Here is a 13,291-nt window from a genome sequence, read left to right as displayed (position 1 = left end):
TGATAACTAATGACCCTAGAATCTACTGCTAACGAAGCGATCGCTCATAATTTAGAGCAATTCCTGCTAGTTTTGACCATTTCCTTGAGTGTCGCCACTTTATCGAGAACCGTTGCTTTCCTCCGCAAAATTCCCTACACCCTGCTGTTAGTTATTGTCGGTATGGGTTTAGCTTTTTTAGATTTGCGTTTGGTTAATCTTTCCCCGGAATTAATTCTGGAAATTTTTCTGCCTCCCCTCCTTTTTGAAGCCGCTTGGAATATTCCCTGGGCTAAATTAAAGGAATATTGGGTTACTATCGTCCTTTTTGCCGTTATCGGGGTGATTATCTCCGTTTTGGGAGTCGCCTATCCCCTACATATCTTTGCTAATTTACCCCTATCGATCGCTTTTCTCTTGGGTGCTGCCCTAGCTGCCACCGATCCCGTCTCTGTAATTGCCCTATTTAAAGAATTGGGGGCCAGTAAAAAACTGACGATCCTGATGGAAGGGGAAAGTCTCTTTAATGATGGGGTCGCTGTGGTCGCTTTCGTCCTCTTGGTGGGGATTCCCTTGGGAGTCGATACCTTTTCCGTCCCCGTGACGATCGCTCGTTTCTGCACCTTTGTGGGGATTGGCATCGGTGTGGGTTGCGTGATCGGTTTCGGCATTTCCTACCTTACCCAACGCTTTGATCTGCCTTTTGTGGAACAGTCTCTGACTCTAGTTTCTGCATACGGAACCTATCTCGTCACGGAAAAATTAGGCGGATCCGGTGTGATTGGGGTGGTAATTGTCGGGATTATTCTCGGTAATCTCGGTTCGCGCATTGGTATGAGTCCCCGCACGCGCCTGGTAGTTAGCGAATTTTGGGAATTTATCGCCTTTTTTGTCAATTCTATCATCTTTTTACTGATCGGCGATCAAACCCGTTTTGAGAGTCTTGGTAGTCACTTAACCGGGATTTTAATAGCGATCGCCGCTATGGTGGTTTCCCGTTTGCTATCCATTTTTGGACTAGGGGCAATTAGTAATCTAATTACGGGCAATAGCATCAATTTTAAGGAAAGAACGGTGTTATGGTGGGGAGGATTACGCGGATCGGTTTCGATCGCCCTAGCGTTAAGTGTTCCCACGTCTATCCCCTACCGTCAAGAAATTATTGACGTGGTTTTTGGGGTGGTTTTATTTACTTTATTGGTGCAAGGATTATCTATACAATGGCTGTTAAATGCCCTCAATCTTATCGGTGATCAACCAATTCGCACCGAATATTCGGCCTTAATTGCTCGTCAAATTGCTTTAACTAGGGTGTCTAATTATCTACAACAACCAGAACGTTTTCCCGATATCGATCCCGAATTTTATCGCTATAAAAAAACTCTGGTGGAAGGACAATTAAAGTCCTTGCGGGATCAGTTGCAAAAATTACTACAGGAACATCCACAATTAAAAGATGTGGTGGCCGAACAATTTCAAGATACTTTACTCGATATAGAAGCTAATACCTACGCAGAATTAATTCGAGCCGGTCGTTTAAATGAAAATCTCGTTCCCCTTTTAGTGGAGGTAGAAGAAGAAAAAGAGATGGTTTAATGATCAAGTCATGGAAAATCAAAGAATTTTTGCTAAAAATTGCTGAGTTCGATCGGATTGGGGATGATTAAAAAATTCTGCTGGGGGGGCAATTTCCAAAATTAAACCCTGATCCATAAATACCACTCGATCGGCCACTTCTCGCGCGAATCCTACCTCGTGGGTGACACAAACCATGGTCATCCCGGATTTGGCTAAACTTTGCATCGTTTCCAAGACTTCTCGCACCATTTCCGGATCTAAAGCTGAGGTGGGTTCATCGAATAACATCACCTTCGGCTGCATAGCTAAAGCGCGAACGATTGCCACCCGCTGCTGTTGTCCTCCCGATAACTGAGGGGGATATTTAAGTGCTTGTTCGAGAATACCGACTTTTTCGAGGAGTTTTCTCGCTATTTCCTCCGCTTGCGCTTTTTTCCAACCGCGCACCCACATGGGTCCGAGGGTGACATTATCTAATACCGTCAGATGGGGAAAGAGGTTAAATTGTTGAAAAACCATGCCAACTTCCTGACGGATTACCTCGATATTTTTCAGGTTGTGGGACACAGTTATTCCGTCAATAATAATGCGACCTTTTTGATAGGATTCCAAACCGTTAAAAGTGCGAATAAAGGTGGATTTTCCTGAACCGGACGGCCCCATAATCACGACAACTTCCTGTTTATTAACGGTGAGATTCACTCCCCGTAAAGCATGAAAGCGGTTATCATACCATTTTTCCACCGCTTCGGCAATTATAATCGGTTCACTGTTGTGAGATTCCATATTTTTGAGAGTTTATTGATTATCTGTATCGGGAAACCACTGTTTCTCAAGAATTTGTCTCAGAGAGTAGGGACAAATTATCGGTAAATTTTTTAATCCTGTCTTTTTTTCTGCAATTAAGCGAGCGTTTTCATAGATATTTTCTAACTCTAGTTCTAGTTCTAGAAATTTACTTAAATTGGTGGTGAGCTTATATTCTAATTGTACTCGAAAAGTGATAATCTCTGCCGCCCAATGATTACTATTTTTTTCTCTTTCTGTTGTCCAAAATTGATAGAGTAACAGATGGATTATTATTTGTAAACTTAAACTTTTAACAGCAGTTTTTTCGCTTCGTCCCAAAGCTGCCAACTCCTCGATTAAATGTTCGTAATCTAACTGATCTAACTGACGATTTTTTAATAACTCGATCGTCTCGCTTAACCAGCGATCATACTCCCGTTCATAAAGCTGTTCTAAAGCAAGCATTGTCTTTGATCAAATGGGGACATTATTAAAAATAACCCATTCCTAGAAATGATAGCACAAAATATCCGGATGGCACGGGATTAGTGTAAATATTCTTGAATTAATGATGATGACCGTCAAAAATGCTTGACCATGAGGTAAAAAAAAGGTTAAATTATGGTTAGGCTGAGAAGATAACTCACACATCCTAGATAATGAGGCTATCATGGAAATCGATAAACTCAAAGAAATTGCTCAAAAAGTTGAAATCTCTCGTTCTCAAATCCAAAACGAACAGGCAACCAAAACAGCTTTTATTATGCCTTTTTTGCAAGCATGGGGTTACGATGTATTCAATCCCATGGAAGTTCACCCCGAATATAGTGCCGATTTAACTGGATTAAAAGGGGAAAAAGTAGATTATGCTATTTGTTTGGACAATCAACCGATTATTTTGATGGAATGTAAAAGCTGTCATCAAAATCTTGAGCATCCTAAACATAGTTCCCAACTGCATCGATATTTTAACGCAACTGGAGCTAACTTTGGAGTTTTAACTAATGGGATTATCTATCGGTTTTATACGGATATCGTCAAGGATAATATCATGGACGATAAGCCATTTTTTGAGTTTAACATTCTCGACTTTGACGACTCTTCTGTTAACGAATTAAAACGATTTTCTAAATCTAGCTTTAATTCTGACGAACTAGAAGAGGTTGCTCGCAATTTATTGCACACAAAAGAAGTTAAAAAAGTGATTGCCCAGCAATTAAATGATCCTTCCCCCGAATTTGTTAAGTTTTTTGTTAGTCATGTGTATTCTGGGGTGAGAACTGCATCGGTTGTCGAAAAATTCAAAGAAATTATTAAGCGTTCTCTCAAAGAGTATATCAATGATATCATCAAAGAAAAATTTGAGGAAGTTTTAGGAAAAGAACCTGAACCAAATCCTCCTGATACACCAGCAGCAGAAGATACTCCACCAGAAGAAACAGGGGAAGATAAAATTAATACGACCCCCGAAGAATTGGAAGGATTTTACATTATTAAATCAATTCTACGGGAAGAAATCAATACCGCACGCATTCAATACAAAGACACTAGAAGTTATTTTGGTATCAACTTAGATGGAAAAGTAACCAAAACAGTCTGTCGTCTGCGCTTCAATGAAAAAACTGGCAAGAAATCAATCAGTATTCCCGATAACGTCGAAACTGGTAAAGAAGCAGCCACCAATATAGACAGTCTTGATGAAATTTATGGAGTCGCTGAATTTCTGAAATCTCGTATCCGCTATCTGACTCAAGATATTTATAAAAGCAAGTCAGAAAAAACGGAAAGTATCTAAAATAATTAGCCCCTATCTCTTTAATGACCGATAGGGGTTTTTAAGGATATGATTTTTAGTAATCGCTGATTATGGTTGTAAAATTTTATCTAGGTATAGGAAGTTACGGTTAACAAGTGGTCATGAAAAGGAGACAGGATATCCGAGCATTATAATAAAAGTTTTCTCTCAAGTTAAGGTCAAAAAATTCTAGCTGGGAGTTATCGAAGTGTGATTAAGCTTGACACAGTCAAATTAAGGTGTTACCATATTGGGCATGATTTATGCAGATGTTAAAATTTTTGTTTTGCGGTAGTCTATGAATTTAACAAATTTACCAATGTCTCTTGATGAGGTGCCTTTACCTAGTTCTTTGCCGCCAGTTATTTTAACAGTTTTTACTCGTCCCGATCTACTCAAGGAAGTTTTAAAGGGTTTAACCCAACAGACTCTATCTCCTCCTCAGATCATTGCCTATGTGGATGGAGCAAGAAGTGAACTTGATCTACCCCTGATCGATCAAACAATTGCTTTACTGCAAGAGTTCTCTAGTAAAATTCCAGTAGATATAAGGTTAAGATCACAAAATTTGGGCTGTGATCAAAATGTCATTTTGGCCTTTACAGAAATACTGTCCACTTATGAATCTATTGTTTACTTGGAAGATGATGACTTTCCCAATCCATATTTTTATGATAGTATGTGCCGTCTGCTAGAGGCATACCGTGAACATAAAAAAATCTTTTCGATTAGCGGATATGCAACCTTTCCAGAGCAAGCATATCCTCTGCTCGAAGAGGATTTTGCTCTCTCTCGTAGAGTTTTTTCTTGGGGATTCGGTATCTGGGCCGATCGCTGGAATGATATCGCTCTCATCAATCAGCCTAAACAATATAATCCTTTTGGAAAATTCTATAATATACCCGCCACCGTGCAAACAAAAATGACTATAATAAACCAGTTCTGGCTAGAGAGAAATGGTCAAACTGACTGGGTTATTACTCTTACTCTTGCATCTTTGTATCAAGATCGGGTTCATCTTATTCCTAAAACTTCTTTGATCTATAATATTGGTTTCGGACACCCAGAATCTAAAACCTATAAAGGGAAAGAAGCATCATGGGTAAACTCTGCCTATAGTTCCTCATTCTGCCCCAATAGCTTACCTAGCACCCTTGAGTTAATTGACCTTTTAAAAAATGAGATTAGTGGCATAGAATTGGCGCATTACCTGTATCGCAAGGGTGTTTATATTGATTTAGAAGCACTATTTTACTACCTAAAAAAATATCGTGATCTTCAAAGTCGCCTAGAATTTGTGAAGCTATTTATGGCTCACTCCCCCTTTAGTTTCAAAAAAACTCGCCGTCGCCTGGGTTTATAGTTTAGTAGATACTCAATAAAAAATATGAATAGCTCTAGAAAATTTCTGATTTGTCAAGGTTCCTCTGACATATTGAAAAAGTAAAAGCGAAAATTAGAGGTGTTGCCAAATAGTTTGTACGAGCAATTAACCAGAACTAACCTTAATGATGTCTATGTCATGGCAAACCTGGGGAGTTACCAACTAATGCTTAATTCTCTCAATATAACTTTTACCTGTTGCATAAGTGCCTCTCCTCTATAAGTAGCCTATACTCAACGGATTTAGTATTAATTGTGTCAAAGCTTAGAAAAAAGCGAACTTCTCCAGGGAGAAATTCGCCTTAATTTCCAGAAATTCTGAACTTAGCCAAAAATTAATTAGGCACGAGCTTCGAGACGACCGTAGAAAATGCCGCGAATTTTCACTTCTTCAGCATCTTTTGCGCCTAAATCGGTGTCGGAAGGCTGTTCACTTTCAAAAACACCAGCAAACTCGCCAGTAGAAGCGTCAACTTTAGTCACCTGTAAAGACATAGTACCTTTACCCAGTTCCGTCGCTTTGACGTTAGCACGCTGGAAATCTTGACTATCAGCACTAGCGGGTAAAGCGACAGCATTATCATAACCCGTCACCACACCCCGACCTTTGGGATCTAAGAAACCAGCGCCACGATAGGAGGGAACTTTAAAGTCGCCTTCAAAATCCGTGGAACTGTTGATAGAGCTAAATCCAGCTTCGGTTTTGCCAGTGAAACCTTTAATGGTAAAGAAGAGGGGAACTCTTTCACCTCCGGGTAATTGTACGGTAATGGGTTGGAAATCGATACCGTCTTCTTCCTTGAGGGTTAAAACACCGTCTTCGCCTACGGTTAAGGTCGCTGTCATCTGTTCTAAACTGGTGGTATCTCTGGTTAAGAGTTTACCCTGGATAAAAGTGGCCGCTTCCCGCTTATTAATGGGTTCACCCTTGACAAAATATTCTTGGGGTTCCAAGCACAAATCTGTCACTACATAACTTTCGCCGCTTTCTAAGGGGAGAGTCCCCCGGGTAAACTCGGAAATCTGCGGACATTTGTTAGCTAATCCAGTGTTTAAAATTTCATCATAGGTTAGCTCGTTTCTATTCAGGACGGCACTAGGCGCGTCGCTACAAGCTGTCAACACCCCTAAGCACAAGGCTAAAAAGGCAACTAACAAGGCACGAAATCTCATCTATGTCAACCTCTCTTTGTCAATCTTTACAATTACTACCCTTGATCCATAGCCTGATGAATTATCGAATCGGTTGCGCCAATTCACCGAAACTCAGTTTATCAAAGATCAGTGACCATTGAGAAGATGGGAGACAGGGAGAGGAGAGACAGAAGGCAATAGGCAATAGGCAATAGGCAATAGGCAATAGGCAATAGGCAATAGGCAATAGGCAATAGGCAATAGGCAATAGGCAATAGGCAATAGGCAATAGGCAGCTTTGTTCTCCCCACTTCCCCACACCCTACACCCCACACCCCACACCCCACACCCTACACCCCACACCCTACACCCCACACCCCACACCCCACACCCCACTTCCCCACACCCTCTTTCAAGTCAGGAGGCTCTAAGTAACTGATAGCTGATGACTGATATGATTGGTGTGACTGTTTTCAGATGCAGAAATTCCGATGAATAGCCGATTACCTGGAGATAATAGCCAATTAGATAGCCAACTACATTCCCTTGTAACGACAGTGACAGCGATCGCCGAAGAACAGCAGGGAGATTGTAACGGTTTGTTAAGGTTGCTGCGAACTTTAGAAAATTTACATCGGCAAATTCGCGAGCAGATGTTCGAGCCATCTTTACCCAATACGCGTAAGGATTTATACGGATTACTCCGGGATATCGAGGAAACCGGGGGATGGCCCTATATAGAACGGATGAAGTTACAAATGTTAATGGAAAAATTATTAATCAGTGAAGCCGGTGCGCTCGATCCGGCGGCAAAAACCGATGATCGAGAAAAATGAGTGTCCAGAGAGTACGGAGCGGGTTACAGTATTGAAAAAATGGATATTTAGGGGTAAATCATGACCACCGTGAACCCGATTAAATTTGGAACCGATGGCTGGCGCGGGATTATCGCCGCCGATTTTACTTTCGATCGAGTTGCTCTGCTCGCTCCCTTGGCGGCTCAGGTTTTAGCCGATAATTATGGTCAGATCACGGGTTCGCGGACGATAATCGTCGGCTATGATCGGCGGTTTATGGCGGAGGATTTTGCTCAAACTGCGGCGGAATCGCTGCAAAAAGCCGGTTTTGATGTGCTTCTCTCCCAATCCTATGCTCCCACTCCCGCTTTTAGTTGGGCAGCTCGATCAGAAAATGCTCTCGGTGCGATCGTGTTAACCGCCAGTCATAACCCGGCTAAATATCTCGGTTTGAAGGTTAAAGGTTATTTTGGTGGTTCTGTCTCGCCGGAAATTACCCAACAAATTGAAGCTTTATTGTCTAATCCGCCACAATTTAAGGCAGCTGCCGGTAAATTAAGCACTTTTGAACCCTGGTCAGGTTATTGTCAGGGTTTACGCCAAAAAGTTAATATTGCCGCTATTGCCAACGCGATCGAATCGGGACAACTAAAAGTTTATTCCGATGTCATGCACGGTGCGGCGGCTACCGGTTTAGAGCGTCTTTTGGGGGTGGGGATCACGGAATTACGCGGCAATCGCGATCCTTTGTTCGGTGGCGGCTCTCCGGAACCTTTACCGAGAAATTTGACGGAAATCATCGATAAGCTGTCTCACAGCGCAAATTTAGCCCCTTTGCGAGTAGGTTTGGTCTTCGATGGGGATAGCGATCGAGTGGCGGCGATCGATGGTCAGGGGAATTTTTTAAGCACCCAAAATCTCATCCCGATTTTAATCGAGCATTTAGCCGGCAAAAAGGGAATGAGAGGGGAAATTGTCAAAACGGTGAGCGGTTCCGATTTAATCCCCAAATTAGCCAGTTTATACGGTTTATCGGTCTTTGAAACCCCGATCGGTTATAAGTATATCGCCGATCGAATGTTGACCACTCCTGTGTTAATTGGTGGGGAAGAGTCGGGAGGTGTCGGTTATGGTACTCACATTCCCGAACGGGATGCTTTATTATCAGCTTTATACGTTTTGGAAGCAGTGGTAGAATCGGGCCAAGATTTAAGCGATCTTTACGCGCAATTACAGGATAAAACTGGCTTTCATTCTCAGTATGATCGCATTGATTTACCCCTAGCTAATATGGAAGCTCGCGATCAGTTAATTACTGCTTTGGATCAGGAACCCTTAAGGGAAATTGCCGGTAAACAAGTGACTGATTGTAATCCTATGGACGGTTATAAATTCCGTTTAGAAGATGGCAGTTGGTTGTTAATTCGCTTTAGTGGTACAGAACCGGTTTTGCGTCTCTACTGTGAATCTTCAACCATCGATCGAGTTCATGAAATTCTTGCCTGGGCAAAATCTTGGGCTACTTATATCTAAACAATAGAAAAAGGGTTTCTTCAAGAAACCCTTTTTCTATTCTATTATTTTTTAACGCATTCAATAATGCAAATATCCTCTTGAGTTGGAATAATTCGATTTAATTTTAATCCCGCTTGACTCAACAATTCCTCAAATTCCTCTGCGGTTCTTTCCTTACCTCCCGGACACATAACTAACATATTTAGGTCTAACATTTTAGCGGCCGAAGGATTATTACCCGAAGGAACAACCATTTCCAAGACTAAAACTTTCCCATCGCTATCTAAAGCTTGACAACAGTTTTTCAAAATAGCAATCGCTCGTCGATCATCCCAATCATGAATAATATGTTTTAATAAATAGCCATCTCCTCCCGATGGTACGGATTCAAAAAAACTACCCCCAACGGTTTGACAACGATGGAGAATCCCGTGTTTTTCTAAAGTCGGTTGACAATGGGAAATTACATATTCTTCATCAAAAAGAATTCCTTTGAGGTGGGGATATTGCTCTAGGATTGTCCCCAACATCTCACCGTATCCCCCACCTACATCTACTAGGGTTTGAAATTCCGAGAAATCATACACAGCTAAAATAGCCTTCTCCTCCGAAAAAGAAAAACTATTCATCGACTGTTCAAAAATCTCTGCATCTAGCGGATGAGTTTGAAAATATTCAAAGACTCCCATCCCAAAGACATCATCAAAGGATGGTTGTCCCGTTTTAATACTATGTAACACATTTCCCCAGGCTTGATAATGGGGGGCTTCTCCTAACATAATCGCTGTCGCTTTTACTGACCGGGGATGGTCACTAGATAAATGTTCGGCTAAGGGAGTTAGTATAAACTGTTGAGATTCAGTTTCTTGAAAAATTCCCACACTAGCTAATGCTCTCATCAGTCGGTATAAAGCAGCAGGATTAGTCTCAGTTAGGGAGGCCAATTCTTGACAAGATTTCGTTCCTTTGCTTAAATGCTCGGCTAGACTTAATTTAGCCGCAGCATAGATGGCCTGAGATAGCCAGTAACCCGAAACCATTTGGGTTAATTGAAGATGAAGAGGGAGTTCAGGTAAGGACATAAGCAACTTTTACGCGAATAAAATTAAACATTACCATATAGAATAAGCTGCCCGCGCATTTAAATTGCCTATTGAAATGAGGCACTTTTGCAAGGGTCAACAGGAAAGGGATTGGGGGAGATTCAATTAATTTCTAAGTGCGAGTAGAGAGAAAGTAGGGTTGATTCATGAATCAACCCTACCAAACTAGGAAGTTTCCATTCAATTAATTTCTCTAGCGAGTAGAGAGAACAAATTGACGCAGGAATCTAAACAAAAGTTATTGTTTCCATTCAATTAATTTCTAAGCGCGAGTAGAGAGCAAATAGAATTTGATCGGATAGCTATCCGGTGCGAATATTCGTTTCCATTCAATTAATTTCTAAGCGCGAGTAGAGAGAGGAGCGAGTGCCGGCATCGGACGCAGCTGATTAGTTTCCATTCAATTAATTTCTCTAGCGAGTAGAGAGCCTATTAGAGGAAATGATCCAACTATGGACAATCCAAGTTTCCATTCAATTAATTTCTCTAGCGAGTAGAGAGGATAAGGCTTTTGATAACGCTGAAATTCTCTTTTGTTTCCATTCAATTAATTTCTCTAGCGAGTAGAGAGTTACCGACTTCCCAGTGGGGAAACCAAAAAATTAGAGGTTTCCATTCAATTAATTTCTCTAGCGAGTAGAGAGACAAATAGAGCATCAACAGCAACCGACTTAACCATGGCTCGTTTCCATTCAATTAATTTCTCTAGCGAGTAGAGAGAAAGCCTGCTTTAAGTGCTAATCTAATGGCGGCTTTAATTAAGTTTCCATTCAATTAATTTCTCTAGCGAGTAGAGAGACGACAAATTGGTCGGACAATTGCCGAATATTTATCAAGGGTGTTTCCATTCAATTAATTTCTCTAGCGAGTAGAGAGAATTAAGCTTTTTTACCAGTTGGGGAGGTGATAATGAGTTTCCATTCAATTAATTTCTCTAGCGAGTAGAGAACGCCACACCCAAGCGCCTGAAAATCAATCTATCGAGTTTCCATTCAATTAATTTCTCTAGCGAGTAGAGAGCTTGTTGGATGGAGCAGTGGAGTGATAAAAATTTAGTTTCCATTCAATTAATTTCTCTAGCGAGTAGAGAGTCGCTATCTGTTTGGAAGCCTCGACAAAGAAGTGGCTGAGTTTCCATTCAATTAATTTCTCTAGCGAGTAGAGAGGCTAAGATGGGTCGCGTGGACTGCCTTGCCCCCGGGTTTCCATTCAATTAATTTCTCTAGCGAGTAGAGAGGTCGTTTATGGGGAAATTGAGGGATTACCTGAATACCAAGAGTTTCCATTCAATTAATTTCTCTAGCGAGTAGAGAGATACATCCCTTTTGACATTGAAGACGGTGCTTTACTGGTTTCCATTCAATTAATTTCTCTAGCGAGTAGAGAGCATTCTGTATGCGAGTACGTCAGTTCTATCCTTTTAAGTTTCCATTCAATTAATTTCTCTAGCGAGTAGAGAGTAGTACAGCAAGGAGGTGGCGACGCACTATATGACAAGTTTCCATTCAATTAATTTCTCTAGCGAGTAGAGAGTTCAAATACACTTAATTTGATAAATAATAATGTTAATGCTGTTTCCATTCAATTAATTTCTCTAGCGAGTAGAGAGAGCCGGTAGGCAAACGTCCGAACAGGATTGAGGTTCAGAAGCCAGTTGCGACGGATAAGTTAATTATAGCTAGATACGGTCGCACAGTCAACCCCATAAACCACAAAACCCTTATCCTGTGGTAGATCGAGGGATTTTACCGGAAACCGAGGTTATCTGCTCCCACCCCTATCCGTCGCTAGTCGATGATACCCTAAAAAGCCAATAATTTAACCCCTCGATCGATCGGCTGATTTTTCCAGTCCTGATCGGATTTTCTAGCCCTCGGAGTGAGGTAAATTTATATCGGCTTTCCCCTTGACTGAACCGATTGCATCTGTATGACTCAGCACCCCAAATCCCCTAGGGAAAGAACACTGCGTGAACGAGATAGTCGCGAGTTCCAGCGACTTATGCTCCTGATCGCCACCCTCGTCCGACACCCCGGAGTCGGTTATCAAACCCTCGATCCCTCGGAAAATTACCATTCGGGGAAAGATCACAACGCATTAACGGAAGTACAGGAACGGGTGAGAGAACTCGCCGCCACCCTCGCCCTCGGTTGGCCCGCGGAATATCCCTCCATTGCCACCCTGAGAAAAGACATAACGACCCTACGGGATTACAAAATTCTCGATCGCCACATCTATCGCTGGGGGTATTATCTCGGCACCGGCGTTATGAGTCCCGACGAACTTAAAATCGCCTTTGATGCACTCCGCTCCCGGGCCCTCTATCAGGGTGATCCGAGAATCCGTCAGGTCTATCACCAACTCGATCGCCGTCTTCAAGGGTTTACACTCGGCTCCCGAGCTGACTTTCTCTATCCCGTCTGGGAACAACTCGATCGACCGATCAACTATACCGATCCGGAAGAGATGATGGAACGGGGAAAATATCGCCAAACTTTATACGAGAAAATCGACACCCTAGAACAGGCCATTGTCCGGGGAGAGGTAATCGAGATCGCCCGACCGATCGATCCCTATCAAAAGAAATTTACCGGGCTTTTCCCGATCTATCCCCTCCAGCTAATTTACCGTGACATTGGCTGGTATCTCCTCTATGAAACCTATCCCGATGGCTGTCTGGCGATCGGCCGCCTCAATCGTTTCGCCGGTCATTGTCGAATCCTCCCAGAACCCTCTCGCTCCCTCGAAGAACAGCGCCACAGCCTCAATAATGCCCACAAACTGATTAAAAATGGCTGGGGCTTGAATTTGGGGGATTTAGCAGCGCAAAAATTGGAATTAGCGGCACAATTAACCCTAATTACCGTTAAAGTTCGCTTTTTTCATCCTGTGAGTTACTTTATCCGGGAGGGAGAAGCACGTCACCCCCGGCAGCAGTTGACAAATCCCCAGATCGACCCGCAGACGAAAATCCTTAACTCGATCGATTACCACATCGCTCTCCCGTCCCGTTCCCTGGAAGAATTTCTCTGGTGGGTACAGCGCTATCTCGAACAGGCCCAGATTCTCTCTCCCCCAGAAATGGCGGAAAAACACCGGCGATCGGCGCAAATGTTGGTCGATCGATATTCTCCCCCAACAGACGATAATCATAGTAAAAAATTCATACCACCAGAAACTTAGACAGGATAAGCTTTTGAAGCTTTTTAGAAAAATCT

General features: G+C 42.2%; 10 protein-coding genes and 1 CRISPR repeat array. Of the genes, 6 read left to right on the top strand and 4 right to left on the bottom strand.

The features are described from left to right. Positions 1-9: 9 nt before the first annotated feature. The gene (locus IM507_RS12225) at positions 10-1,575 is read left to right on the top strand and encodes a cation:proton antiporter (RefSeq protein ID WP_123230756.1); all 1,566 of its coding nucleotides are present in this window, start codon (positions 10-12) and stop codon (positions 1,573-1,575) included. 18 nt (positions 1,576-1,593) lie between these two features. Here the strand turns inward: IM507_RS12225 and IM507_RS12220 are convergent, their stop codons facing one another. Both IM507_RS12220 and IM507_RS12215 read right to left on the bottom strand, forming a co-directional pair. After that, a complete protein-coding gene (locus tag IM507_RS12220) occupies positions 1,594-2,343 on the bottom strand; it encodes an amino acid ABC transporter ATP-binding protein (protein WP_002791066.1) in 750 nt (249 codons plus the stop codon). A gap of 12 nt (positions 2,344-2,355) precedes the next feature. After that, positions 2,356-2,811, bottom strand: coding sequence for a DUF29 domain-containing protein (locus tag IM507_RS12215; protein WP_123230757.1), 456 nt, complete (start codon positions 2,809-2,811; stop codon positions 2,356-2,358). 205 nt (positions 2,812-3,016) lie between these two features. Between IM507_RS12215 and IM507_RS12210 the strand changes: the two genes are divergently transcribed. Then, positions 3,017-4,141, top strand: coding sequence for a type I restriction endonuclease (locus IM507_RS12210; RefSeq protein ID WP_002736972.1), 1,125 nt, complete (start codon positions 3,017-3,019; stop codon positions 4,139-4,141). A gap of 298 nt (positions 4,142-4,439) precedes the next feature. Beyond that, positions 4,440-5,504, top strand: coding sequence for a glycosyltransferase family protein (locus tag IM507_RS12205; RefSeq protein ID WP_287637096.1), 1,065 nt, complete (start codon positions 4,440-4,442; stop codon positions 5,502-5,504). A gap of 359 nt (positions 5,505-5,863) precedes the next feature. Here the strand turns inward: IM507_RS12205 and psbO are convergent, their stop codons facing one another. Then, positions 5,864-6,697 carry a photosystem II manganese-stabilizing polypeptide gene (psbO, locus tag IM507_RS12200; protein ID WP_002773425.1) on the bottom strand — a complete coding sequence of 278 codons (834 nt, stop codon included), beginning with the start codon at positions 6,695-6,697 and terminating at the stop codon, positions 5,864-5,866. A gap of 452 nt (positions 6,698-7,149) precedes the next feature. On the opposite strand from psbO, the gene IM507_RS12195 reads away from it, so the two are divergent. Both IM507_RS12195 and IM507_RS12190 read left to right on the top strand, forming a co-directional pair. Next, positions 7,150-7,494 carry a hypothetical protein gene (locus IM507_RS12195; protein ID WP_002773423.1) on the top strand — a complete coding sequence of 115 codons (345 nt, stop codon included), beginning with the start codon at positions 7,150-7,152 and terminating at the stop codon, positions 7,492-7,494. 60 nt (positions 7,495-7,554) lie between these two features. Continuing rightward, positions 7,555-8,988, top strand: coding sequence for a phosphoglucomutase/phosphomannomutase family protein (locus IM507_RS12190; protein ID WP_287637095.1), 1,434 nt, complete (start codon positions 7,555-7,557; stop codon positions 8,986-8,988). 44 nt (positions 8,989-9,032) lie between these two features. Here IM507_RS12190 and IM507_RS12185 read toward each other — a convergent pair whose 3' ends face one another. Beyond that, positions 9,033-10,052 carry a methyltransferase gene (locus tag IM507_RS12185; protein ID WP_287637093.1) on the bottom strand — a complete coding sequence of 340 codons (1,020 nt, stop codon included), beginning with the start codon at positions 10,050-10,052 and terminating at the stop codon, positions 9,033-9,035. Between the two features lie 413 nt (positions 10,053-10,465). Beyond that, a CRISPR array of direct repeats spans positions 10,466-11,682; the repeat unit is 36 nt; unit sequence GTTTCCATTCAATTAATTTCTCTAGCGAGTAGAGAG. Between the two features lie 320 nt (positions 11,683-12,002). On the opposite strand from IM507_RS12185, the gene IM507_RS12180 reads away from it, so the two are divergent. Next, positions 12,003-13,256 carry a helix-turn-helix transcriptional regulator gene (locus IM507_RS12180; protein ID WP_287231138.1) on the top strand — a complete coding sequence of 418 codons (1,254 nt, stop codon included), beginning with the start codon at positions 12,003-12,005 and terminating at the stop codon, positions 13,254-13,256. The last annotated feature ends 35 nt before the right edge of the window (positions 13,257-13,291 follow it).

Origin of the sequence: Microcystis sp. M20BS1 (assembly GCF_020245305.1) — a bacterium.
In the GTDB taxonomy this organism is placed as follows: domain Bacteria; phylum Cyanobacteriota; class Cyanobacteriia; order Cyanobacteriales; family Microcystaceae; genus Microcystis; species Microcystis ichthyoblabe_A.
This window is presented reverse-complemented; position numbering and strand designations above follow the sequence as displayed.

Coding starts and splice junctions, on each gene's coding strand:
- IM507_RS12220 (WP_002791066.1), bottom strand. CDS start 2,343: ATGGAATCTCACAACAGTGAACCGATTATAATTGCCGAAGCGGTGGAA.
- psbO (WP_002773425.1), bottom strand. CDS start 6,697: ATGAGATTTCGTGCCTTGTTAGTTGCCTTTTTAGCCTTGTGCTTAGGG.
- IM507_RS12205 (WP_287637096.1), top strand. CDS start 4,440: ATGAATTTAACAAATTTACCAATGTCTCTTGATGAGGTGCCTTTACCT.
- IM507_RS12195 (WP_002773423.1), top strand. CDS start 7,150: ATGAATAGCCGATTACCTGGAGATAATAGCCAATTAGATAGCCAACTA.
- IM507_RS12190 (WP_287637095.1), top strand. CDS start 7,555: ATGACCACCGTGAACCCGATTAAATTTGGAACCGATGGCTGGCGCGGG.
- IM507_RS12180 (WP_287231138.1), top strand. CDS start 12,003: ATGACTCAGCACCCCAAATCCCCTAGGGAAAGAACACTGCGTGAACGA.
- IM507_RS12210 (WP_002736972.1), top strand. CDS start 3,017: ATGGAAATCGATAAACTCAAAGAAATTGCTCAAAAAGTTGAAATCTCT.
- IM507_RS12225 (WP_123230756.1), top strand. CDS start 10: ATGACCCTAGAATCTACTGCTAACGAAGCGATCGCTCATAATTTAGAG.
- IM507_RS12215 (WP_123230757.1), bottom strand. CDS start 2,811: ATGCTTGCTTTAGAACAGCTTTATGAACGGGAGTATGATCGCTGGTTA.
- IM507_RS12185 (WP_287637093.1), bottom strand. CDS start 10,052: ATGTCCTTACCTGAACTCCCTCTTCATCTTCAATTAACCCAAATGGTT.